Source organism: Homoserinimonas sedimenticola (genome assembly GCF_026094475.1).
GTDB classification, from domain to species: Bacteria; Actinomycetota; Actinomycetes; order Actinomycetales; family Microbacteriaceae; genus Homoserinimonas; species Homoserinimonas sedimenticola.
The window spans coordinates 1,881,089-1,903,305 of record NZ_JAPELL010000001.1 but is presented as its reverse complement, the minus strand read 5'-3'; the positions used below and the strand labels follow the sequence as shown (position 1 = coordinate 1,903,305).

Annotated in this window: 20 protein-coding genes; 3 read left to right on the top strand and 17 right to left on the bottom strand. The window is 68.8% G+C overall.

The window, feature by feature from the left end:
* Window positions 1-302: 302 nt before the first annotated feature.
* The 4 genes from OH146_RS09020 to OH146_RS09005 all read right to left on the bottom strand — a co-directional run bounded on the left by OH146_RS09020 (window position 303) and on the right by OH146_RS09005 (window position 5,350).
* Window positions 303-1,874, bottom strand: a complete 1,572-nt coding sequence (locus tag OH146_RS09020) for a GMC oxidoreductase (protein WP_265159585.1) — start codon at window positions 1,872-1,874, stop codon at window positions 303-305.
* Window positions 1,871-3,403 (bottom strand): MDR family MFS transporter, encoded by a 1,533-nt coding sequence (locus OH146_RS09015; protein ID WP_265159583.1) that lies wholly within the window; start codon window positions 3,401-3,403, stop codon window positions 1,871-1,873. The genes OH146_RS09020 and OH146_RS09015 overlap by 4 nt, the downstream gene beginning before the upstream one ends.
* 133 nt (window positions 3,404-3,536) lie before the next feature.
* Window positions 3,537-4,313, bottom strand: a complete 777-nt coding sequence (locus OH146_RS09010; protein ID WP_265159581.1) for a hypothetical protein — start codon at window positions 4,311-4,313, stop codon at window positions 3,537-3,539.
* Window positions 4,310-5,350, bottom strand: coding sequence for a Gfo/Idh/MocA family protein (locus OH146_RS09005; RefSeq protein WP_265159579.1), 1,041 nt, complete (start codon window positions 5,348-5,350; stop codon window positions 4,310-4,312). The genes OH146_RS09010 and OH146_RS09005 overlap by 4 nt, the downstream gene beginning before the upstream one ends.
* A 118-nt stretch (window positions 5,351-5,468) precedes the next feature.
* On the opposite strand from OH146_RS09005, the gene OH146_RS09000 reads away from it, so the two are divergent.
* Window positions 5,469-6,740: an ROK family protein gene (locus OH146_RS09000; protein ID WP_265159577.1), complete on the top strand. Its 1,272-nt coding sequence runs from the start codon at window positions 5,469-5,471 to the stop codon at window positions 6,738-6,740.
* 192 nt (window positions 6,741-6,932) lie between these two features.
* Here the strand turns inward: OH146_RS09000 and OH146_RS08995 are convergent, their stop codons facing one another.
* From OH146_RS08995 to OH146_RS08935, 13 genes are all read right to left on the bottom strand, one after another.
* Complete coding sequence (locus OH146_RS08995; RefSeq protein WP_265159575.1) at window positions 6,933-7,937, bottom strand: sugar phosphate isomerase/epimerase family protein; 1,005 nt, start codon at window positions 7,935-7,937, stop codon at window positions 6,933-6,935.
* Between the two features lie 9 nt (window positions 7,938-7,946).
* The gene (locus tag OH146_RS08990) at window positions 7,947-9,131 is read right to left on the bottom strand and encodes a Gfo/Idh/MocA family protein (protein ID WP_265159573.1); all 1,185 of its coding nucleotides are present in this window, start codon (window positions 9,129-9,131) and stop codon (window positions 7,947-7,949) included.
* Window positions 9,128-9,526, bottom strand: a complete 399-nt coding sequence (locus OH146_RS08985) for a C-glycoside deglycosidase beta subunit domain-containing protein (RefSeq protein ID WP_265159571.1) — start codon at window positions 9,524-9,526, stop codon at window positions 9,128-9,130. The genes OH146_RS08990 and OH146_RS08985 overlap by 4 nt, the downstream gene beginning before the upstream one ends.
* Window positions 9,527-9,535: 9 nt before the next feature.
* Entirely contained in the window at window positions 9,536-10,579 is a 1,044-nt protein-coding gene (locus tag OH146_RS08980) for a sugar phosphate isomerase/epimerase family protein (protein WP_265159569.1), read from the bottom strand.
* 16 nt (window positions 10,580-10,595) lie between these two features.
* On the bottom strand, window positions 10,596-11,702 hold the full coding sequence (locus tag OH146_RS08975; protein WP_265159568.1) for a sugar phosphate isomerase/epimerase family protein: 1,107 nt from the start codon (window positions 11,700-11,702) through the stop codon (window positions 10,596-10,598).
* A complete protein-coding gene (locus tag OH146_RS08970; RefSeq protein WP_265159566.1) occupies window positions 11,699-12,094 on the bottom strand; it encodes a C-glycoside deglycosidase beta subunit domain-containing protein in 396 nt (131 codons plus the stop codon). Before OH146_RS08970 ends, OH146_RS08975 begins: the two co-directional genes overlap by 4 nt.
* Window positions 12,095-12,187: 93 nt before the next feature.
* Window positions 12,188-13,699, bottom strand: coding sequence for a GMC oxidoreductase (locus OH146_RS08965; protein ID WP_265159564.1), 1,512 nt, complete (start codon window positions 13,697-13,699; stop codon window positions 12,188-12,190).
* On the bottom strand, window positions 13,696-14,490 hold the full coding sequence (locus tag OH146_RS08960) for a sugar phosphate isomerase/epimerase (protein WP_265159562.1): 795 nt from the start codon (window positions 14,488-14,490) through the stop codon (window positions 13,696-13,698). The genes OH146_RS08965 and OH146_RS08960 overlap by 4 nt, the downstream gene beginning before the upstream one ends.
* Window positions 14,491-14,525: 35 nt before the next feature.
* Window positions 14,526-15,362, bottom strand: a complete 837-nt coding sequence (locus OH146_RS08955) for a carbohydrate ABC transporter permease (RefSeq protein WP_265159560.1) — start codon at window positions 15,360-15,362, stop codon at window positions 14,526-14,528.
* Window positions 15,363-15,364: 2 nt separating this feature from the next.
* Entirely contained in the window at window positions 15,365-16,318 is a 954-nt protein-coding gene (locus tag OH146_RS08950) for a carbohydrate ABC transporter permease (protein WP_265159558.1), read from the bottom strand.
* A 74-nt stretch (window positions 16,319-16,392) separates the two neighbouring features.
* Entirely contained in the window at window positions 16,393-17,676 is a 1,284-nt protein-coding gene (locus tag OH146_RS08945) for an ABC transporter substrate-binding protein (protein WP_265159556.1), read from the bottom strand.
* Between the two features lie 126 nt (window positions 17,677-17,802).
* Complete coding sequence (locus tag OH146_RS08940; RefSeq protein ID WP_265159554.1) at window positions 17,803-19,275, bottom strand: C-glycoside deglycosidase beta subunit domain-containing protein; 1,473 nt, start codon at window positions 19,273-19,275, stop codon at window positions 17,803-17,805.
* A 23-nt stretch (window positions 19,276-19,298) separates the two neighbouring features.
* Window positions 19,299-20,591: a sugar phosphate isomerase/epimerase gene (locus OH146_RS08935; protein WP_265159552.1), complete on the bottom strand. Its 1,293-nt coding sequence runs from the start codon at window positions 20,589-20,591 to the stop codon at window positions 19,299-19,301.
* Between the two features lie 128 nt (window positions 20,592-20,719).
* On the opposite strand from OH146_RS08935, the gene OH146_RS08930 reads away from it, so the two are divergent.
* Together OH146_RS08930 and OH146_RS08925 are read left to right on the top strand one after the other, a co-directional pair.
* Window positions 20,720-21,133, top strand: coding sequence for a C-glycoside deglycosidase beta subunit domain-containing protein (locus OH146_RS08930; RefSeq protein WP_265159550.1), 414 nt, complete (start codon window positions 20,720-20,722; stop codon window positions 21,131-21,133).
* A 19-nt stretch (window positions 21,134-21,152) separates the two neighbouring features.
* A complete protein-coding gene (locus OH146_RS08925) occupies window positions 21,153-22,151 on the top strand; it encodes a sugar phosphate isomerase/epimerase (protein ID WP_265159548.1) in 999 nt (332 codons plus the stop codon).
* Window positions 22,152-22,217 lie beyond the last annotated feature (66 nt).

The following is a 22,217-nucleotide window of genomic DNA, read 5'->3' as shown; positions in this document are numbered from 1 at the left end:
TTGTGCGCGATGCGGCGGCAGAATGTGCCGCGCCGCGCAGAAAACACCGCAACGTCGGGAAGGGCGGCTTCGTTCACCCCGAGCATCCGCTCGTACAGCGCGGTGTTTTCTGCTCAACGCTGCGGCACGCGACCGCGCGTTGAGCAGAAAACACCGCGCTGATGGGACGAGGGCCGGGCGGGACACGGGGGCCGGGGCGGGCGGGCGGGCGGCCGAACGGGCAGGACAGGCGGGCGGGCGAGCGGGCAGGGCGGTCGGGACGGGCGGGCGGGACGGGCGGGCCGCCCGGACCGCTCCGCCCCCTACGCCCCGAGCTGCTCCGCCACCTTGCGCGCTCCGCGCACCGCGATCGCGACACTCATGAGGGTGGGGTTCATTGCGGTCGCGGTCGGGATGAGCGCGTTGCCGCCCACGACGAGATTCTCAAAGCCCCAGACGCGCGACCACGGGTCGGCGACCGAGGTGCCGTCGTCGGCCTGGCCCATCCGCATGGTGCCCTGGTAGTGCAGGCTCGAGCCGTTGGGCAGGAGCCGGGGCTCGGCGATGAAGGTGCCGAGGGTGTCGCCGACGCGGCGGAGGCGAACCGTGGCATCCGCCACTTCGGCCTGCTCCTGCTCGGTGAGCTCGTACTCGATCGTCATGTTGGGGAAGCCGCGGTAGTCGAGCTCGTCGTCGTGGAAGGTCACGCCGTCCTCCACCCGGGGGTGCTTGCGCAGGCCGTATCCCATGTTGACGTAACCCCAACGGTTGCCTGAGTGCGGATGCTCGGGGTCGAGCGGGAACGGCGGCTGCTCGGCATACATGATCTGCAGCGAGTAGGGGTGGTCGGGCTCCGAGTAGGGGATGCGGTTGACGGCCGCGACGGGGTCGGCCGGGTTCTTGGCGCGGCGGGCGAGTTCCTGGTCGAGGTCGGCCTCGCTCGCGAAGCGGCGCATCCGCTCGCCGTCGAGGGCTACGGTCGAGATCACGACGGGGTGCTCCGTGAGGTAGCGACCGAGCGCCGCGGGGCGGATGCCAGATGCCCAGAGCAGCTGCGGGGAACGGAACGCGTCCGCCGCCACCACGACCACGTCGGCCGCGATCGTCTCCGTCTCGCGCGTGCGCAGGTCCTCGACCGTGACACCCGTGACGACCGCGCCGTTGTGCTCGACACGGCGCACGAGCGTGAGGTCGCGCAGCTCGAAGCGGGAGGCGAGCGGATGCCCCGGCTCGATGAGCGGCCCCAGTACGACGTCGACGCCCGCCCAGCGCATGGTGCCGTCGGGCTGCGGGTCACCCGCGACCGGCAGGGTGCTCGGACCATAGCCCTCGGGGAACTCGCCCGCGAACTCCTCCTCGAGCAGCGAGCGGATGGCGGCCCCGAGCGCGGAGTCGGCGAATGCCGCGCTTTGCACGTGCAGCAGCTCCTCGGCCTTCTCGATCAAGCCATCCCACTCTTCGTCGTCGATGAACGAGACCTTCTCGCCGAACGAGGGCCGCGGTGTCGCGCATGTCCAGTGGGCTCCCTGACCGCCGACGTTGGTGGCACCCGCCGCCGCCGGGAAGGTGGGCGCGTGCGCCGAGCCCTCGCCGCCGAAGTCGAAGAGGTGGGTGCCCTGCCGGGCCGTGAACATGCCCTCGACGACCGCAGCGGCGGGGATGCCGAGCGTCTCCCGGTGGGCGCCCGCCTGCGGCCCCTGCGACATCTCGCGCGCGAGCGCCTTCTTCTCGGGGTCGGCGATGTTGCGCACACTCTCGCCGGGCCGCTCGGTGACCTGCGGGCCCGCCTCGAACATGACGACACGGGCATTCGGTGTCGACTCGAGGATGATGCGCGCGTAGGCCGAGCCGATGGGTCCGCTGCCGACGATGGCGACGGTGGGGTTCTGCGTCATGGCGACTCCAGTTCTTTGGTGGCGAGATCAGTTGCAGGGGCACCGGCGGGTGCATCGGATGCTGCAGGCTCATGCTGCGCGTCATCCGAGAGCGTGCCGCCCGGGAGGAGGATGGCGGCGACGAGGCCGACCAGGTAGGTCGCCGCGAGCGCCGCGAAGACGGGTGAGAAGACGCTGCCGTAAATGTCGGCGATCTCCGCCTGCACGGCACCGCTCTGCTCGTGCACGAGCTGAGGGGTGAGGCCCGAGTGGTCGAGGAAGCCCGGTAGCCGCCCCGAGACCCCCGTCGCCACGACGACACCGATGATGGCCGTCGCGACGGTGGATCCGACCTGACGGACGAGGTTGATGGTGGCCGTGACGCTGCCCACGTGGCGTCGCTCGACCGCGCTCTGCACGACCGCAAACACGAGACTCATGAAAGCACCCGTGCCGAGCCCGACGACCGCCATGACGACCATAGGCACCCACAGCGGCATGCCGACGGGCAGCGCCGCCATCACCACGAAGCCGCACATCCCCATCGTCGTGCCGAGGATGGGGAACAGCCGGTAGCGGCCGGTGCGGCTCGCGAGCCAACCAGTGAGGAGGTTACTGACGAGCATCCCAAACACGGTGGCGATGGGGATGAGACCCGAGACGGTCGCCGAGGTGCGGTAGGTCATCTGCACGTAGGTGGGGAGGTACGCCGTGACCGAGAAGAGGCCCACGCCGATGATCGCCGAGAGGGCGAGGCCCGCCGCGATCGTGCGATTGCCGAACATCCGCAGGGGAACGAGCGGGTCGGCGACCCGCAGGTCGATCACGACGAACGCCACGCCCGCGACGGCTGCGAGGGCGAAGGCGGCCACGGCGAGCGCCACGGTCTCACCCTCCGTGGCCCACGTGACTCCCAGCACGAGCGCGAGTAGCGCGACCGTGAAGGTGATGCTGCCCGCGTAGTCGAAGCGCGAACGGATGCCGCCCTCCAGCGTAGGCACGGCGGCAGCGGCGAGCGCGACCGCGGCCAGGCCGAGGGGCACGTTGAGCCAGAAGATCCACTGCCAGCCCCAGTAGTCCGTGATCGCGCCGCCGATGACGGGCCCGACCAGAATCGCGATGGGGAAGGCGGCGCCGATGATCGCCATGTAGCGCGGGCGCTGCCGGGGGCTCGTGACGTGGGCGAGGATCGTCTGCGAGAGCAGCTGCAGGCCCGCCGAGCTCACGCCCTGCACGACGCGGGCGGCCACGAGCACGCTCATCTCCTGCGCGAAACCGCACGCGAGGGAGGCGAGGGTGAAGACGAGCACGCACGCGAGGAACACGCGCTTGGGCCCCATGAGGTCGGCGAGTTTGCCGAGGATGGGCAGCATGACGGTGGCCGCGAGCGTGTAGCCGACCACGATCCAGCTCATGTGTTCGAGCGCGCCCAGCTCTCCCGCGATGGTCGCGAGGGAGGTCGAGACGATCGTGTGGTCCAGCGCGCCAAGGAACGAGACGGTCAGCAGTGCTGCGACGAGAAGGCGGAGCCTGAGTGGTGAAAGTGACATAGTGCGGTGACACCCGTGAGAGCGGGTCCCTCGACGCGACCGTGTGTGCCCCGTCCGGAAACCGGCGTTCGGGAACGGGCCTTTCAGACCCCGACGTCTCCTTCAGATTAGCGGAGCTTTAGTTTGAAAACAACTAAAGCGTGCCACTGATCGATCGAAGTGCGTGGATGTCGCGGGCAAAGCCCTCCGCATCGTGCAACGCCTCTCCCCCGCCGACGGCCGCGAGGGCCCGCCGCAGCGAAAGCCGCTCGCGCGACTCGAAGCGGCGCGGCAGCGTGCGCGAGCCCGTGGAATCCTCGACCCGCACCCGCATGAGGTTCGCCGCAGCATCCGTCACGACCTCGACCCGCTCGCCGCCGAGCGCGAGCACACGGATGCTCGGCCCGCCCAGCCCGCTCGCGAGCTCCGTCACGAGCAGGGACGCCGGCATCCCGCCGCCCGCGAGAAGCTGTGCGAGCGCAGCACGCCCCGAGCGCCGAGACGCCACAACCTCGCACCCACCCCGCCCGAGCACGCGAAGCCATCCGAGAGCGTCCGCCACGACGTGCGCCGACTCCCCCGCGGGGACGATGCACTCCGCCGTGAGCGCGAGCGGAAGCTCCTCGGGTGCCGCCGCGCCCAGTTCGGCGCACAGGTCGGCCCGGAACCACGGACGGTCGAGCACGATCGGCACCCGGCGCGCGATCCGCTCGAGCGAGTCGAGATCGACAGAGGGGTCGGGGTCGGCGACGACCAGCGCAGTGGCGCCCGCCTCGATCTCCCGGGCGGCGGCGCTCACCCAGTCACCCGCGCCGGGCACGACCACGACGGCGCCGCGCGACTCCTCCGCTTCAGCCAGTCGTCGCGGGAGCTCTGCGCAGGCGTGCCGGTAGCGGGCATCCGTGCACCTCAGCACAACGGGGGCGGTCATCGGCGTCCCCCCTCGCGGATCGCGTGAGCCGCGGCATCCGCCAGTTCGATCGCGTAGAGGGCGTCGTCGAGCAGTTCCGCGTACTCGATGCTGTCGGTGCCATCGAGAGCGTGGAGCAGGGCGCACCACTCCTCCACGTAGCCGTCACTCGGGTCGAGCGGGTAGCCGTTGATGCGGCCGTCGGGTGTGCGCACCGTGACATTGGCGCTGCCAGCATGAACGAAGGCGGGCGGAAACTCGACGTCGATGCGGTCGAGCGAGGTCATGACCGACATCCGCCAGAGGGCGTCGGCGCCACCCGGCACCATGACGGCCGTGAGTTGCACGAGCACCTCGCCCGCCTGGTATCCGATCGAGTAGCCAATGGGGGCGATGGGGCGGGCAAAGACGATGCGCGGCGCATGGGGAGCCAGATCGCGCAGGGCCGGCAGGTCGTGGATCGCGAGCCCCAGCACGAGCTGCCGCACGATGCCCGCCGCGACAACCGGGTCGCCCCAGTCGGGCCGCGGCCGCTGAGGAACGGCGGATGCCTCGGGCTCGGCCACGACCTCGTGGTAGCGGCCGTTCGGGGGCAGCGCGGCGGTCACGCTGAGGGCGCGCACCTCGCCGCCCGAGGCGAGCAGGTGGTGCTTGGTGCGGTTCCAGGCAGGGTCGAAGAGGTGGTTGGTGCCGATGATGAGGGCGGTTCCGGATGCCCGGCACGCGTCGATCGCAGCCTCCGCGTCTTCACGACTCAGCGCCAGTGGCTTCTCGCACAGGATCGCCCGCTTTCCCGCCGCGACCGCCGCGAGGATCTGCTCTGCGTGGCGCTCGGGCGGGCTGCAGATCGCGACGACCTGCACCTCGGAGTCCGCGAGGAGCTCGGCGCTGCCGGTCGAGGCGCGCACGCCGAGGCGCGCACCGAGTGCCGCGGCCCGGCCGCTCCCCGAACCCGAGACGTGCACGACGCGGAGGTGCTCGGCGAGGCGCGCGAGTGTCGGGATGTGGAGAGCCTCGACGCCGGGCCCCGCTCCGATGAGTCCAACGCCGTAGGGCACAGGGCACCTCTCTCCATCGAGTTCGCTTAGGTCGGAAGCATACCTAAGTAGTGGGCGAATCGAGCAACAACGCTGCAAAAAGCACCCGCTTGAGACATCCGCTGTGCCAGAATCAAGCATGGCTAGCGACGCGACACTACGTTTCAGCGCCCAGACCGACGAGGTGACGAGCCTGCTGCACATCGTCAACATGGTGCGACGCGGAGACGCCACCACCCGCCCCGAGATCGGACGCATCACGGGGCTGGGCCGCGGTGTCGTCACGCAGCGTGTCGAGCAGGCCATCTCGCTCGGCTTCTTGGAAGACGGCGCCTTCGGCCCCTCCTCCGGTGGGCGCGCCCCCCGCACGCTGCGCTTCCGCACCGAGCAGGGACGCATCATCATCTGCGCGCTGGGAGCGCTCCACATCCGCGTGGGCATCGCCGAACTCGATGGCGAACTGCAGTACGAGAAGCACGAGGCCTGGGACATCGCTCGCGGCCCCGCCGAGACGCTCGACCGGGCCATGGCGATGATCGACGAACTGCTCGACGACGTGCCTGCGCTTCCCATCTGGGCCATCGCCGTCGGCCTACCCGGACCTGTCGACTTCGAACGCGGCCGCCCCGTCGCCCCGCCCATCATGCCGGGCTGGAACGGCTTCGATGTGCGCCGCCGCTTCGAGCAGCGTTATGCCGCACCCACGTGGGTCGACAACGACGTCAACCTGCTCGCGCTGGGCGAGCGCGCCCGCCGCAACGCCGAGCGCACCGACCTCATCTACTGCAAGGTCGGCTCCGGCATCGGCGCCGGCCTGCTCTCACAGGGCCGCATCCACCGTGGTGCCAACGGGGCGGCGGGTGACATCGGCCACGTGCGCGTGCGCGACTCCGATGTGCAATGCCGCTGCGGCAAGACCGGATGCCTCGAGGCCGTCGCCGGCGGATGGGCGCTCGTTCGCGACGCCGAGCAGGCCATTGCGGAGGGGGCGAGCGGTCCGCTCGCGCAGGCCGCTGCCGCGGGGACCTCGCCCGACCCGACCGGAATTGCCCGGGCGGCCGAGGACGGCGATGCCCTTGCGATCTCGCTCATCCAGCACTCGGCACGCGTCGTCGGCGAATCCATCGCCGCCCTCGTCAACATGTTCAACCCGGGCGTCATCGTGATCGGCGGCGCCGTCGCCGCGGCGGGCGAGGTATTCCTCGCGGAGGTGCGGCAGCGCGTCTACGAGCTCTCGCTGCCCTTGGCGACACGAGACCTCAACATCGTGCAGTCGATCGATGACCTGCGGGAGCCGCTTCGCGGGGGTGCCGAGCTCGCGGTCGAGCAGCTCTTCGACGTCACCTTCCCGCGCTGGTTCGCGCACGGCACGCCCAAGCTCGAGGCGATCCGCCAGCCCGACGCCGCGTAGCAGGCGTGCGCTGCGGCGGGGTGCCGCCGCAGCATCCGCCGCACACTTTTGGCGATGCGGGGCGGGGCGAAACCGCAGCATCCGCCGCGCCCGCGCCGCGGCCCTCGCAACAGCGCGGTGTTTTCTGCTCAGCGCGACGGCCGTGGAGGCCGCGCTGAGCAGCAAACACCGCGCTGTCGGGGATTTGCCCCGTTACTTCGTGGAGAACGCCGCGTCGAACGCGGCCCCCGAGGGCTCGTAGCTCGAGAGCTTGCGCACGAAGCCGAGGGCCTCGGGCGCGCCGACGAGCCGGTCCATGCCGGCGTCCTCCCACTCGACCGAGAGCGGGCCCTGGTAGCCGATTGCGTTCAGCATGCGGAACGAGTCCTCCCACGGCACGTCGCCGTGGCCCGTCGAGATGAAGTCCCAGCCGCGCCGCGGGTCTGCCCACGGCAGGTGAGACGAGAGTCGACTGTTGCGTCCGTTGTTCAGCCGCTTCTTCGTGTCCTTGCAGTGCACGTGGTAGATGCGGTCCTTGAAGTCCCACAGGAAGCCGACGGGGTCGAGATCCTGCCACACCATGTGCGAGGGGTCCCAGTTGAGGCCGAATGCCTCGCGGCGCCCGATCGCCTCGAGGGCGCGCACGGTCGTCCAGTAGTCATAGGCGATCTCGGAGGGATGCACCTCGTGGGCGAAGCGCACGCCGACCTCATCGAAGACGTCGAGGATGGGGTTCCAGCGGTCGGCGAAGTCCTGGTAGCCGGCATCCACCATCGCCTCGGAGGCGGGCGGGAACATGGCGACGTACTTCCAGATCGACGAGCCCGTGAACCCCGTGACGGTCTTCACGCCGAGCTTCGCGGCGAGGCGAGCCGTGTTCTTGAGCTCCTCGGCCGCTCGCTGCCGCACGCCCTCGGCGTCGCCATCACCCCAGATGCGGTCGGAGAGGATGTCGCGGTGCCGCTGATCGATCGGGTCGTCGCAGACCGCCTGCCCCTTGAGGTGGTTGGAGATGGTCCAGACCTTCAGGCCATTGCGCTCGAGCACGTCGAGCTTGCCCTGTACGTACTCGTCGTCGTCCCAGCGCCACGGGTCGAGGTGGTCTCCCCAGCACGCGATCTCGAGGCCGTCGTAGCCCCACTCGCCGGCGAGGCGGGCCACCTCCTCGAAGGGCAGGTCGGCCCACTGGCCAGTGAAGAGGGTGATGGGTCGCGTCATCGTCGTCTCCTATCCCACGGTCACGGGGTTCGCGACGCGAACCCAGCTTGATTCATTCTCGGAGCTCTGCTCCACCGCCGCGAGCACGCGCTGCACGCCGAGGCCCTCCGCGAAGGTGCCGTGCGGGTCGACGCCCGCGACGATGCCCTCCACGAGGTCCTTCACCTGGTGCGAGAAGCCGTGCTCGTAGCCCAGCATGTGTCCCGCCGGCCACCATCCCTCAAGGTACGGATGCTCGCCCTCCGTCACGAGGATGCGCGTGAAACCCTGCAGCTCGGCGGGGGCGGTGCGGTCGTAGTACTGGAGGGTGTTGAGGTCTTCAAGGTCGAAGGCGAGCGCGCCCTTGTCGCCCGAGACCTCGACCGTGAGCGCATTCTTGCGCCCCGTCGCGAAGCGGGTGGCTTCAAAGGAGGCGAGAGCTCCGCCCGCGAGGCGGCCTGTGAAGATCGCCAGATCGTCGACCGTGACCTCGCCGTAGCCTTCGCCCGCCGTGCCGGAGAGGCCGCTGCTGGAGGCCGGCAGGGGACGCTGCTTGACGATCGTCTCGACAACGCCGGAGACGGACTCGACGGCGAGCCCCGTCACGAACTGCACGAGGTCGATCGCGTGGGCGCCGATGTCGCCGAGCGCGCCGGAGCCCGCGTGCTCCTTCTGTAGCCGCCAGGCGAGGGGCGCCCGCGGGTCGACCAGCCAGTCCTGGCGGTAGCTCGCGCGCACCTGCTGCACCGTGCCGACCTTGCCCTGCGCGATGAGGTCGCGAAGGAAGGTGACGGCGGGCACTCGGCGGTAGGTGAAGCCCACCATTGCACGGATGCCCCGCTCGGCAGCGCGGGACGCTGCGGCCTGCATCGCCTCAGCCTCGTCCACGGTGTTGGCGAGGGGCTTCTCGCAGAGCACGTGCTTACCCGCGTCGAGGGCGGCGATCGCGATCTCGGCGTGCGAGTCCCCCGGCGTGACGATGTCGACGATGTCGATGTCGTCACGGGCGATGACCTCGCGCCAGTCGGTGGCGCTTTCGGCCCAGCCCCACTGCGTCGCGAAGCCGGCCACGGCATCCGTGTTCCTGCCGACAACGACGGCCATCTCGACGGCTGCCGGGAGGTCGAAGGCGCGGGGGGCCGTCTGCCAGCCCTGCGAGTGCGTAGCGCCCATGAAGCCGTAGCCGATCATGGCGACGCGCAGCGGCCGGCTCATGCGAGCACGACCTCTCGTTCGACGGGCACGCGGTTGGTGACGTAGCGTCCCGGTGCGATCTGCATGTAGAGCAGGCGCATCGTCAGCACGACCTCGACCGTGAGCTTTTCGCCGGGCACCACATCGCGCCCGAGGTCGATCACGATGTCGGGGCGGTCGGCCACGAACCAGAGGGTCTCCCACTGCTCGGGCAGTTCGTCGACGCGAAAGCTCCGGCCCTCGAGCACGAAACGCAGGCGGTCCCTGGCGATCGCCTCGCCGTTGACGGATGCCGCGACATCGTCGACCGCGGAGAGCCAGAGGCTGCGGTACCAGGGCAGCTGCACCGAGACGGCGATGCCGCCGTCGACCCGACGGACATGCTTCTCGGAGAAGAGGGAGTTGTGGGTTGCCATGGTGGTCTCCTACTTGGTCACGGCGCGGTCGGCGACGGTGTCTTCGATGGCGCGGCGCATGAGTGCGTGCTGCTTCTTGACGAGGTCGACGGGGTCGGACTCGCCCAGGTCGGAGAACGCGTGGCCCTCCCACTCGCTCGAGAGGTAGCCCTCGTAGCCGCCCTCGACGAACTGCCGCACGATGCGCGGGATGTCCATCGCGGGCTCCTGCCCGGTCTCGTCGATGTCGAAGAACTTGGCGTGCACGTGGAACATCTGCGGCATGATGTCGAGCCATTCCTCCGGCTCGACCAGTCCGTGCATGTTGAATGCGAGGCGCGTGAAGGGGCCGAACTGCGCACTGTCGAAGTTCTCGCTCGCGAGGAAATCCTCGAACTCCTGGTTGCGCACGTGCATGGGGAGGGGCTTGCGCCAGATCTCGTCCATGACGGTGAAGTACTTCTCGGGCATCCCCATCTGCCGCAGAGTGCGCAGCAGGGTCGGCGAGAGGCTGTGCATGGTCGAGGAGAAGTCGGCCGTGAAGCCCAGCCGCTCCGAGCCGAGCTCGTCGTAGAGTTCGCGGATCTGCACGATGTGCGGGTCGTTGGGGCCCTGCGGTGCGTGGATCTCGTAGCCGAGGATCTGGTCGTACTTCTCCGCGAGCGGAAGAAGACTGCGCAGCAGCTCCTTGCCGGCCGATCGGATCACGATCTTCTTGAAGCCGAGCACATGCGCCGTCTTCAGCTGGCGCGCGAAGAAGTCGTGCTCCTCCTCGGGGGTCATGTCGCGATCCTTGCGGCGCCCCATGTCGAGGTTGGTTCCGACCGCGCTCGGCTCGAGGCCGTAGCGCTCCATGCTGTCGTGCCAGAGCCGCACGAAGTCCTCGTCGACGTCGGGGTAGGTGCGCAGCATCTGGGCGATGTTGAACTCGACGCCCGTGCCGAGGCCCTCCTCCGCGACGGCCTTGATGAGCGTCTCCGGGGTATAGAGCCCCGCGGCGAACTCCGAGGTGAGCGAATAGAGGGTGATGCCGAGCTTGATGCCGGTGCCGGCGATGCCGGAGGTGTCAGTCATTGGTCTTCCTTGCAGTTCAGCGGGTTACGGGCTGTGCGAGGTGGGCGGCGAGCGCGGAGCGGGCCTCCGCGGCATCCGTGATCATGCGCGAACCGGCGTTCTCGGCAGCGGAGCGCTGCACGGCCTGCTCGGCGCGGACGATCTCGAAGGCGTCCTGCCAGTTGTTCCAGTGCCATCCCTCGTATTCGCTCGAGACGGCACCGGAGTAGCCGTTCTCCACGAGGAGGCGGATGAGGTCGCGCACGGGCACGGACGGCTCCTCGCCGTTCTCGTCGATGCCGAAGAACTTGCCGTGCACGTGACGGATCCACGGCATGATCTCGAGCCAGTCGTCGACGCGGGCGGGACCGAAGAGCCCCGTGCCGTTGATGCCGAAGTCGATGCCGAGGTCGGAGCGCCCATGCTGGGCGGCGAGCCCGATGAAGGAGCCGAAGCGTTGTCCGTGCTCGGCCTGGTCGGCGGGCGGGCCCTGCTCGTAGTAGCGATCCCACAGCTCGACGACCTTGGCGAGGAGCTCCTCGCTGGCGCCGCGGCGGCGGTATGCCTCGAGCGCCGAGGGGGCGAAGCCGGAGACGGTGGCGCCCCAGTCGGCGGTGAAACCGAGGTAGGGCGAGCCGACCTTCTCGTAGCGGTCGCGGAGGGCGAGGATGCGCGGGTGCGATGCGTACTGGTCGGCGTGCACCTCGAGCGCCAAAGTCACGCCGTGCTTCTCGGCGATGGGGGCGAGGCGCTCCATCGAGTCCGGCGTGATCGAGATCTGCACGCGGGCGATGGGGAAGCCAAGCTTTGCCGCCGCCTCGATCTGGCGCGTCATGTAGGCGACAAGCTCGTCCTGGTCGAGCAGGCGGTCGCGGTGGATGCCGATGTCGGCGTTGATCGCGAGCGAGGTGGTCACGAGGCCCTGCTCCTCGACGAGATCGCGGAACTCGCCCGCGAAGCGATCGTCGATGGCGGGGAAGCCGCGGAAGCTCGAGAAGCCGATGATCTCGAGGCCGGGCCCGTAGCCCTCGGCCGCGACCTTGCGAATGAGCCCCTCGAGGTCGTATTCGCGGCCGTGGAAGGCGCGGGTGAAGCTGTAGAGGGTGACGCCCTGGATGGGGGTGCCGAGTTCGGACGCGGTCATGCTGCCACCGCCTTCATGGTCTTGGTGCTGTTCTCTTCAATGTGCAGCGTCTCGCCGTCCCCGATGATGATGTAGGGGATGTAGACGGTGAGGTCGACACGCACCTCGTGCTCCGCGTCCCCGTCGATCGCGAGGTCGCCCGACAGCACGGCGGAGTCAGTGGGGAACCACCATTCCTCGGTGTTGCTCGAGAGTTCGGCGAAGGTGAACTCGCGGCCGTTCATCCGCCAGCGCAGCGAGTCGACGGGCGCCTCGACGCCGTCGATCGTGAGCTGTGCCTGCCCGATGCAGGAGCCCGGCAGGGCCCGGTACCAGGGCAGGCGCACCTCGACGGATGCCCTGCTCCCGTCGGTCGTGAGCGTTCCCTGCTCGATGATGCGATCGGAGATCACGCTGTCCTCCTTGTCAGGAGTCGAGGCATCCACCCCGACCACTTCTTCATGGTTTTTACAGTCTAATGTCACTTTTAGACATAAGCAAACGGTTTAGCCCAGTTGCTCGACGATCCTGCGCGCTCCCCGAACCGACAGCGCGACGGCCGTGAGCGTCGGGTTGCACGCCGTGGGCGTGGGGATCACGCCATTGCCCGCGACGAAGACGCCGGGTGCACCCCAGACCTCGCTGTCGGGGCTGCAGACGCTCGTGCCGTCGTCGCTCTGCCCCATCCGCACGGTGCCCTGATAGTGCAGCGAGGAGCCGAGCGGCATCGTGAAGGGCTGCGGGTCGAGCGGCTCGCCGACCGCGGCGCCGAGGCGCACGATCTCCTGCCGCGCGCGCTCGATGACGGCGCGGTCGTGCTCCGTCAGCGTGTAGTGGATCGTCATGGCGGGCATGCCGTAGGAGTCGCGCTCCGACTCCGAGAATTCGACGCGATCGGATGCCTGTAGGTCCTTCGCGCAGAACAGGCCGAGGCCCACGATCGACCCCGGTACAACGGGGTCATCCTCCGCGATGGGCACGGGCGAGGCATCCAGCTGCATGATCTGGCCGTGGAAGGGCATCTCATCCGTGAACGGCACCCAGCTGACGCCGCTCTGCTCACTCACCCCGGTGCCGGCGTGACGGTCTGCGTCGCCATCGACCGCGTCGCGGATGCGCGACGCGAACACGATCTGCGCCTGGTCGTTGAGGTAGCGTCCGAGGGCGGCGGGGCGGATGCCCGATGCCCAGAGCACCTGCGGTGTGCGCAGTGCATCGGCCGCGACGACGACGAAGCGGGCCCGCACGGTGGCGGTCTCGCCCGTGCGGAGGTCCTTGACCTCGACACCCGCCGCGCGCCCCTCCTCCACGAGCACGCGCGTCACGAGGGACTCGTCATGCAGGGAGAAGTTGGGATTCGCGCGCGTCACCTCGCCCAGCACGACATCCGAGCCTGACCAGACGAGGTTGCCGTCGGGGCGGCGATGCACCGCGAGCGGCATGGGCTGCACGCGCGACTCGGCGACTCGGCCCTCGTCGACGGCTGCGCTGAGACGCTCCCGGACGAGTGCCGCGTAGGGGGATGCCTCGAAGGCATCGGATGTCACGCCGAGCAGTCGCTCCGCCTCACCGAGCATCTCGTCGAGGTCGTCGAGGAAGCCGATGCGCTCGCTGCCGCCCGGTCGCGGGCACGCACCCGTCCAGTGCGCGGACATGCCTCCCACGTTGCTCGACATGGCGGCCACGGGCAGGCCGTCCTCCCCCTCGACCTGGTATCCCCGATCGAGCAGGAAGGTGCCGGGACGCGCGCGGCGCTGCCCCGCCTTGACGGCGCCGGGATCCTTGACGGTCTCGGCGCCCGCGCCCGGGCCCTCGGAGAGCGTCTGCGCGCGCGAGCGCTCCTCGGGGTCTGGAATGTTCTTGACGTGGGCGCCGGGCGGCTGCGAAACGGTGGGGCCGACCTCGAACATCGCGACCGTGGCATCCGGAGCCCGCTCGCTCAACACGCGTGCGTAGGCGGAACCGGCCGGCCCGCTGCCCACGATGGCGACATCGACCGACTCGGGGTAGCGCGTCATGCCGACGCCGCCAGTTCGACGATGCGTCGCACAGACGCCGCCGACTCCGTCGTCGGATAGTACTCGAGGCCGATGGGGCCGTCGTAGCCGGAGACGCGAAGGTCCCCCAGGCGGGCCGGCCAGTCGATGGAGCCGGATCCGGGCTCACCGCGGCCCGGGGCATCCGCCAGCTGCACGTACTTGATCAGGTCGCCCGCGTTCTCAAGCTCTGCCGCGACATCCTCGCCCTCGACCGTGGAGTGGTAGAGGTCGTAGAGCACGCCGAAGTGCGCGTCGTCGACACCGCGCGCCACGTAGACGGCCTCGCTCGTGCGGTCGAGCAGGGCGCCGGGGTGGTCGACGCGGATGTTGACGGGTTCGAGCGCGAGCGTGATGCCAGAGCCCTCGATCTGGGCGATGGCCTTGCGGTAGATCTCGATGAGCTCGTCAAGCTGGGTCTGCCGCTTGCTGCCGCCGAAGCCCGTGCCGCTGCCGACGACGATGCGGGGGCAGCCGAGTTCATGCGCGATCTCCACGCCCTCGTCGAGCTTGCGGTAGAACTCCGAGTGGTCCTTGGGCGGGATCATGAACTGCGTGCGCGGCTCGGAGAGCTGTGCCGTCAGCTGCACGCCCGACTCCTCGAGGGCCGCCTTGAGGGCGGGAATGTCCTTGGGCTTCGCGGGCGCGTCGACGCCCGTCGGCCCCCACATCTCGACGGCGTCAAAACCGGATGCCGCGGCCGCACGCACACGGTCGTGGTAGTCCCCCGCCTCCGTGAAGAGCAGTTCGATGTTGGGTGCGAGCTGGTACATGGGTGGTCCCTTTCTGAGGCCGCCGGGTGGAGGGCTCAGCCCTTGAGTCCGCCGGCGAAGCCCTGGATGAACTTCTTCTGGGCGAAGAGGTAGAACGCGAGGATGGGGATCATGGAGACGATCACGATCGCGAAGATCTTGTTCCACGACGAGACGAGCGATCCGATGTAGTAGTACATCGTCACGGGCAGCGTCTGGTTGTCGGAGCCGCCGAGGAAGATCAGCGAGGTGAAGAAGTCGTTCCACACGATGAGGCCCGCGAGGATCGCGACGGTTCCGGTGGCGGGCGACATGAGCGGCAGCACGACGCGGAAGAAGATCTGCGTGCGGCTCGCCCCGTCGATCGCCGCCGCCTCCTCATATTCCGTGCCGAGACCCCGGAAGAACCCGGCGTAGAGGAAGATCGCCAGGGGCAGCAGCATCCCGCCGTAGAGGATGATCATGCCCCACACCGAGCCCGTCAGGCCGAGCGTGCGCGCGCCGATGTAGAGCGGCACCGTGCCGAGCTGGGTCGGCAGCACGATTGCGACGAGGAACAGGTAGTACATGGTCGTGCTCCACCGCGAGGTGCTGCGGGCGATCACGTAGCCCGTCAGCGAGCCGAGCAGCACGAGCACCGCGATGCTGCCCGCTGTGATGATGACGCTGTTGAAAAGACCCCAGAGCACGTTGGAGTTGCCGCGGGCGCTGAGCACCTCGACGAAGTTGCCGAAGTCGAGCGAGGAGGGCGGGGCCGCCGCCGACGTCGTGAAGACCTCCTGATCACTCTTGAGCGAGGTCATGAGCAAGAAGTAGAAGGGGAGCAGGAAGACGAGCGCGAGGGCCCAGAATCCGACCTCTCGCAGAGCCGTGAGCTTCGTGTAACGGAACATGTCTACGCCTCCCGGCGCTCGCCCGTCAGTCGCTGCTGGATGACAGCGAAGACGAGGATGATCAGGGTGAGGATGAGGGCGAGGGCCGCGCCGTAGCCGAAGTTGCCGAGCGCGAAGGACTCCTTGTAGACCTCGGTCGCGAGGGTCTCGGTCGCCCCCGCAGGCCCACCGCCCGTGAGGGCCATGATCTGGTCGAAGATGCGCAGCCCATTGACGAGCCCGAGGGTGGTCGCGATGGCGACGGCCGGGCGAATGGAGGGGAGGGTCACATGCCAGAAGCGCTGCCAGAGGTTGGCGCCGTCGATCGCGGCGGCCTCCTCGATCTCGACGGGCACTGCGGCGAGGCCGGCCATGTAGATGACCATTGCGAAGCCCGTGTTCTGCCAGGAGATCACGACGAGCACGATCCAGATCGCCCACTCGGGGTCCGCGAGCCAGGGCCGGATGGCCTCCTCGAGGCCGATCATCCCGAGGAAGCCGTTGAAGGGCCCGTTGTAGTCGAAGATGAACTTCCAGATGTAGGAGACCGCGAGGGGGCTCAGCACGACGGGCATGAAGAAGAGGGTGCGAAGCACGTAGCGGGACTTGAGCCCGCGGTTGAGCCCGACAGCGATGCCGAGGCCCGCGACATTCGTGATGATGACGGAGGCGATCGCGAGGAAGAGCGTGTTGCCGACGGCGCCGATCTTGGTCGGGTCGCTGAAGATCTCGACGAAGTTGTCGAGGCCGATGAGTTGAAAGGCGCCGAGGCCCGTCCAGTCAGTGAAGGCGAAGAAGCCGCCGACGGCGGTCGAGGCGTAGTGGATGCCGAGGACCAGCAGGATGCCCGGAAGGGCCCACCACCAGTGGCCGAAGGCGAGCATGCCCTGGGGGCGCTTGCGCGGGCGGCGGGCGCGGCGACCGGTCGGCTCCGGGAGCACGACCGCTCGGGTCGCGGAGGTGGGCGTCTGCGTCATGATGTCCTCTTCGTCATCTATAAGTCAGGCGGACTGCCCGGGGCTGTGTTCGCCCCGGGCAGTCCTCATGGCGATCAGCCCCAGGCCGCATCCATGGCGGAGAGCACGTCATCGATCGTGTTCTGCCCCGTCAGGAGTCCCTGCACGCCGGAGGCGAGAGCGTCGTAGACGCTCGCGTTCGGCCAGATGGTGTTGGGCAGGGGGGCGTAGGCGCCGCTCGTGAGCAGCTCGGCGGAGGACTCGTAGACCGTGCCCTCGAGCTCAAGCTCTTCGTAGCCCTTCACGGGCAGCTGCCCCGAGGCATCCGCGAAGATCTGGGCGCCCTCGGCACCCGCAACCCAGTCGAGGAAGTCCTGAGCGGCCTCCTGGTTCTCGGAGCCTTCCGTGATCGAGAGCGAGTAGTTGGAGCTCGCGAGGATGAAGGCGTCACTGTTGTCGGCCGGGAAGGGCTCGATCATGAACTGCACGCCCTCGGGAGCCGCCTGCGCGATCTCGACGGCCGAGCCGCCGGGAGCGAACGCGGCGATCGAGGTGCCGCCCGCGAGGCCGTTTGTGATGGCGTCGAAGCCGCCACCCTCGGCGCCCGGCTGGAAGCAGCCCGCCTCGTGCATGTCGATCACGGTCTGCAGGGTGTCCTGCCAGCCCTCCGACTCGGCGAAGGTCGTGTCGCCGGCGGCACGCTGCTCGTTCCAGTCGGGAGTCTCGGCGTAGACGCGCGTCGCGGAGATCGACATCGCCATGAGGCCCGTGTTGGGGGCGGCGGCACCCGCGAGGGCGACCATCGACTTGCCGGAGGCGGCGACATCCGCGCATGCGTCGAGGAAGGCGTTGAAGTCGTCGGGGAACTCGTCGACGCCGGCGTCCTGCGCCGTCGTGAGGTTCGCGACGATGCCCGTCACGGTGAAGTCGACCGGCTGGCCGTAGGTCTCACCGTCGACCTGGAAGAGGTTCTCGGTGCCCTCCGAGATGATGGCGGCGGATGCGTCGCCGAGCGGGGCGAGGAAGCCCGCCTCGGCGAGCTCGACGACCGAACGGGGCTGGCCCGCGCCCGGAACCGTCTGGATGATGTCGGTCGCATTGCCGGCCTGAAGCTGCGTGCGCACCGTCGTGTCGTAGTTGTCGTTCGGCTGGGGGTTCAGCTCGATGTCGACGCCCGGGTTCGCTTCCATGTAGGCGTTGGCGAGCGCCTCGTAGGGGCTCTCAAGGTTGTTCGAGGTTGCATAGGTGAAGGAGAAGCCGGTGGACCCGGAGTCGCCCTCGTCACCCGAGCCGGAGCATCCAGCGAGGACGAGCGCCCCGGCCACGGGGATCGCGATGAACGCCCCCCTGCGGAGTGCGGTGTGACGGTGCTGTGTCATGGCCAGCCTTTCTGACTACGTTGTCATGCTGTTCGCGCTGTCGCGAGCAGCTGGTGTGTTCCATCTTTGCAGAGATGTGTCGTTTTCACACATTAGTTTTTGCTATATCCGACATAAGCCGGAGTGCTATGCCGTGACGGCGCGCATGGAAGTGCGAATCAGGTCGTGCTGCTTGCGCACGAGCAGTAGCGGGTCGACCTCGCCGAGTTCTGCGAAGGCGTGACCCTCCCACTCGCTTGACCAGTAGCCGCGGTAGCCGCCCTCGACGAAGACGCGCACGAGCTCGGGGTAGTCGATGGCCGGCTCCTGGCCCGACTCGTCGATGTCGTAGAACTTGGCGTGCACGTGCTTGATCTGCGGCATGATGTCGCCCCACTCGCGCGGATCGACGTGGCCGTGCATGTTGAAGGCGAGGTGGGCGAAGGAGCCGAGACGACCCGGGTCGAAGTCTCGACCCTTCAGGTAGCCGATGAACTCCTCCTGGCGCTCACGCATGGGCGCATCCGTCGCCCAGATCTGCTGGAGCCGCACGATCGCCTCGTCGTCGAGCCCGGCCCGCCGCACGGCCCTCAGTAGGGTGGGCGACATCGAGTGCATGGTCGACGAGAAGTCGGCGACGAAACCGAGAAGGGGCGAGTCGAGCTCGTCGTAGAGCTCGCGCACCTTCATGATCTCGGGCGAGTTGGGGCCGAGGGGGGCGTGGATCTCGTAGGCGAGCTGCAGCTCGAGCTCCTCCGCGATCGGCAGCAGGCGGGTCAGCAGGGCGGGCTTGGCGCTCTGGATGCGCACGAGCGGGAACCCGAGCCGGTGGGCGCTGCGGAACATCTGCTCGCTGAACTCGAACTCCTCGTTGGGAGTCATGTCGCGATCACGGCGGCGCCCCATGTCGAGATTCGCTCCATAGGAACTCGCGTCGAAGCCGTGCCGGTCGAAAGCCGCCCGCCAGGTGCGCTCGAAGTCGTCGCTGACCCTCGGGTAGGAGGGGATCATCTGCGATGCCACGATCTCGATGCCGGGGCCGATGCCGAGCTCGGCCACCCGGTCGAGCAGGCCGTCGAAGTCGAACCATCCCGCGCGGAACTCCGCACTCGCCGAATAGAGGGTGAGGCCCAGCTTGAAGGGGTCTGCCTCGGTCGCGGGCGGTGGCGGGGTCACGTCACTCACCATGGCGGGGGCCGGGGCATCCCGGTCGGTGACCGTGAGCGACAGGGTCTGGCGCACGAAGTTCGGCACGTACATGCCGGGGCCGCCGTCCTGGCCGGGCGCGATCTGCATGTAGGGCAGGCGGAGCTCGCCCGCGATCGCGACCTCGTGCGTCTCGCCGAGCGCGAGGGGCTGCTCACGGCGGGCGATCAGCAGCGGGTGCTCCTGCAGGTACCAGAGCGTCTCGCTCTGCTCGGGCAGCTCCTCGAGCGCGTAGCGGCGCCCGGCGAGCTCGAATGCGAGGTCGCCTGTTGCGACATCCTCGCCATCGATCGTCACGGCGAGGCTCGTGACCGATGAGAGCCAGAGGCTGCGGTACCAGGGCAGGGTCAGCGAGAGCGCGAAACCCTCGGGGTGCTGGCGAAGGCTGTCGTCCTGAATGAGGCCGTTGGGCATTGTTGTTCCTCTTCTCGTGATGTTCAGGCGAGCTCGCCCGCGATGCGGCGCATGAGCGAGTGCTGGCGGCGCACCTGCTCGAGCGCACGCCACGGCTCCCGCTCGCCCTCGTACTCGCTCGACAGGTAGCCCGCGTAGCCCGCATCCTTGAGGGCGCGCAGCACGGGCTCCCAGGGGATCTGCTGGTCGTGCTGGTTCTCGTCGATGTCGTGGAACTTCGCCTGGATGAAGACGACGTACTTGGCGATGTCGGCGATGTCGGCTGGGTCGACGCCGATGCCGTCGAGGAAGGCGGGGCGCGTCTCGCGGGTCTCCCCCGCCCGCAGGGGGATCGGCCGGTCCTGGAAGATGCCGGTGTCGAGCAGCAGGCCGAAGTGCTTGGTGCCGGTGCGCTCGATCAGGGCGATGTAGTCGTCGACGACGGGGTGCTTGATAGGGGTCGGCGAGTGAATCTCGGGGCAGATCACGACGTCGAGCTCGGCCGCAAGGTCGAGGGAACGCTCGACCGACTCCGTCCAGATGGGGTCGGGAATGAGGTCGCTCGAGACGACGCCGATCTTGGGTCGCACGAACGAGAAGCCCAACTGCTTCGCGAGCCGCAGGTCGCGCTGCAGCGTCGCGGCACCCTCCTCCGCGGTCATGGCGCGGCCCGGGTGCAGTCGCGTGTCGATCCACGAACCGTAGTTGGTGGGCTCGAGGCGGTACTTCTCAAGCAGCCGGAACCACTCGTCGATCCAGGCCGTGCTGGGCTCGGGGTATCCCGTGACGTGGCCCTCCCCCAGGATCTCGACGCCCGTCGCGCCAACGTCGGCGACCGAGGCGAGGGTGGTCTCGAGGTCGAGCACGGTGCCGTAGTCGCCCATGTAGCTGTAGAGCGAGACGCCGTACTTGAAGGGGCCTCCCGCAGCCTCGGGGCTCAGCGTGATGTGTCGCGTCGCGCGGAACACCGAGGGCTGGTGCTCCATGGGGATGTACGACATCCGCAGCCGCAGGTCGATCGACACCTCGTGCGTGCCGTCGGGCAGGCCGCCCTCGAGGGGCACCGTCACGACCGCCGCGTCGTCGAGCTGCCAGCGGATGTCACGGCTCTCCCACAGCTCGGCGAGCGTGTATTCCCGCCCCCCGAAGCTCCACGTGGGAACGTCATGGGGCACATCCACGATCTCGCCCACCCGCACGGCGACCCCGTCGATGAGCGACGCCGCCATGCCGCGGTAGGAGGGCATCCGCAGCCTCAACTGGAAGCCGGTGATGCGGTCGCCCTCGCGCACGTTGCGGAAGCCGACGGACTGGATGAGGTCACGCTCAAGAAGCATCGTTGCTCACTCCTACTTGGTGGTGGGATCGCCCCAGCATAACGCTTATCCCTGTTTCAGGCACAAGTATGTACAGTGTTGACATAAGCGGTGCGAGCGCGACGATGCCCTCGCACGGGAAGGCACGTATGGCACTGATCGCGCTGCGCGACGACGCACTCTCCTCGACCCCCGAGGGCTTCACCCTCCGACTCGCCCTGCCCTGGATTCGTTCCATGCCACTGGCGAGCGTGCACGAACTCTCGCTCACGCTCGACGGCACGGCCGTGACACAGCTGCGCGTCAACTTCGGCGGGCGCGAGGTGGAGGCCGCGGCCCTCGCCGAGGAGACGGGCTGGTGGTTTCTGCAGGACCGGCTCCTGCTCACGGGGCCCGGGCTTCTCACTGCGGGAGAGCACAGCGTCTCCGTGGCGTTTCGGCTGCTCGTGCCCTACCTCGAAGGACCGGGCGGCGCCGCCCTCATGATCCCCTACGTGCTCGGGCGAAGCCTCACCCTCGACGCGCCCTCCCCCACACCCACCGTCTCGCGCGATGTCGCCTGACGCGGCAGATCGGAAGCCCATGCCCAACACCACGTTCCCCTGGCGGCTCTCTGCGACAGGGTTCAACTGGACCCCCGAGGTGGTGCGAGCCGAAGCATCCGCCGTCGACATCATGGTCGGGGCGGTTGCGACCGTATCGACACTCGAGATCGAGGCGGGGCAGATCTGGCGCTCCTTCCCCGACCCCGATGACCAGGAGATCGACGAGCTCCGCACTCGCCTCAACGAGGCCGGCGGCACCGTCAGCATCGTCGGTGCCAGCCTCGACGAGTGGCTGAGCCCCACCGCGCGGCGAGACGACGACGAACGCTACGCCTTCCTCGTGCCCCAGCTGCGGGCCGCGGCTCGGCTCGGCGCGGAGGGCATCCGCCTGCCCCTCGGCCAGGCCGGACCCGCGCTTCTGCGGCGCCTCCAGCCGCTCCTGCACGAGTGGGATCTCGTGCTGCTGGAGGAGATCCAGGGTTCACAGCTGCCACAGCAGGAGCCCTGCGCGAGCGCACTCGCCGATATCGATGAACTGGATGACACGCGCGTGCGTCTGCTCGTCGACACGAGCATGCTCATGCCCTCCCTGCCCCCGTCCTACCTCGACGCCCTCGCGGCATACGGCATTCCTGAGCATGTGCTCGAGCCGCTCGCGACGGACTGGAAGTCCCCCAGCTCTCTCGGCCCCGCGCGCGATCTCCTGCAGTCGGGAGGCGTGCCACCGCAGGCCACGGCGCTCTTCATGAACATGATGGTGCGTTTCGGGCGAGCCGAGGCATCCGAGCTCCGTGACCTGATCCCGATGCTCGGCGGCATCCATCTGAAGTTCTGGGATCTCGACGACGGAGATAACAGGGTCAGCGCACCGATCCGCGACCTCGGCGTCGAGCTCGCGCGCGGCGGCTACACGGGCGGAGTCTGCAGCGAATGGGGTGGACACGACTGGATCGACACCCTCACACCCTCGCAGGCCACCGCCGCCCACCTCGACCTCGCCGCCGCGGCGCTGCGCGAGGGCGCGGAACGCTTCTGACGCGGCGGGCCGCCGGAACCGGGCCCGCGTTGCTGTGTTCTTAGTGCCATGCGGTCGTCGAGAAGT

Coding starts and splice junctions, on each gene's coding strand:
- OH146_RS08940 (WP_265159554.1), bottom strand. CDS start 19,275: ATGCCCAACGGCCTCATTCAGGACGACAGCCTTCGCCAGCACCCCGAG.
- OH146_RS08985 (WP_265159571.1), bottom strand. CDS start 9,526: ATGGCAACCCACAACTCCCTCTTCTCCGAGAAGCATGTCCGTCGGGTC.
- OH146_RS09020 (WP_265159585.1), bottom strand. CDS start 1,874: ATGACGCAGAACCCCACCGTCGCCATCGTCGGCAGCGGACCCATCGGC.
- OH146_RS08925 (WP_265159548.1), top strand. CDS start 21,153: ATGCCCAACACCACGTTCCCCTGGCGGCTCTCTGCGACAGGGTTCAAC.
- OH146_RS08975 (WP_265159568.1), bottom strand. CDS start 11,702: ATGACCGCGTCCGAACTCGGCACCCCCATCCAGGGCGTCACCCTCTAC.
- OH146_RS08950 (WP_265159558.1), bottom strand. CDS start 16,318: ATGACGCAGACGCCCACCTCCGCGACCCGAGCGGTCGTGCTCCCGGAG.
- OH146_RS08995 (WP_265159575.1), bottom strand. CDS start 7,937: ATGACGCGACCCATCACCCTCTTCACTGGCCAGTGGGCCGACCTGCCC.
- OH146_RS08990 (WP_265159573.1), bottom strand. CDS start 9,131: ATGAGCCGGCCGCTGCGCGTCGCCATGATCGGCTACGGCTTCATGGGC.
- OH146_RS08955 (WP_265159560.1), bottom strand. CDS start 15,362: ATGTTCCGTTACACGAAGCTCACGGCTCTGCGAGAGGTCGGATTCTGG.
- OH146_RS08935 (WP_265159552.1), bottom strand. CDS start 20,591: ATGCTTCTTGAGCGTGACCTCATCCAGTCCGTCGGCTTCCGCAACGTG.
- OH146_RS09010 (WP_265159581.1), bottom strand. CDS start 4,313: ATGACCGCCCCCGTTGTGCTGAGGTGCACGGATGCCCGCTACCGGCAC.
- OH146_RS08930 (WP_265159550.1), top strand. CDS start 20,720: ATGGCACTGATCGCGCTGCGCGACGACGCACTCTCCTCGACCCCCGAG.
- OH146_RS09015 (WP_265159583.1), bottom strand. CDS start 3,403: ATGTCACTTTCACCACTCAGGCTCCGCCTTCTCGTCGCAGCACTGCTG.
- OH146_RS08965 (WP_265159564.1), bottom strand. CDS start 13,699: ATGACGCGCTACCCCGAGTCGGTCGATGTCGCCATCGTGGGCAGCGGG.
- OH146_RS08945 (WP_265159556.1), bottom strand. CDS start 17,676: ATGACACAGCACCGTCACACCGCACTCCGCAGGGGGGCGTTCATCGCG.
- OH146_RS08980 (WP_265159569.1), bottom strand. CDS start 10,579: ATGACTGACACCTCCGGCATCGCCGGCACCGGCATCAAGCTCGGCATC.
- OH146_RS08960 (WP_265159562.1), bottom strand. CDS start 14,490: ATGTACCAGCTCGCACCCAACATCGAACTGCTCTTCACGGAGGCGGGG.
- OH146_RS09000 (WP_265159577.1), top strand. CDS start 5,469: ATGGCTAGCGACGCGACACTACGTTTCAGCGCCCAGACCGACGAGGTG.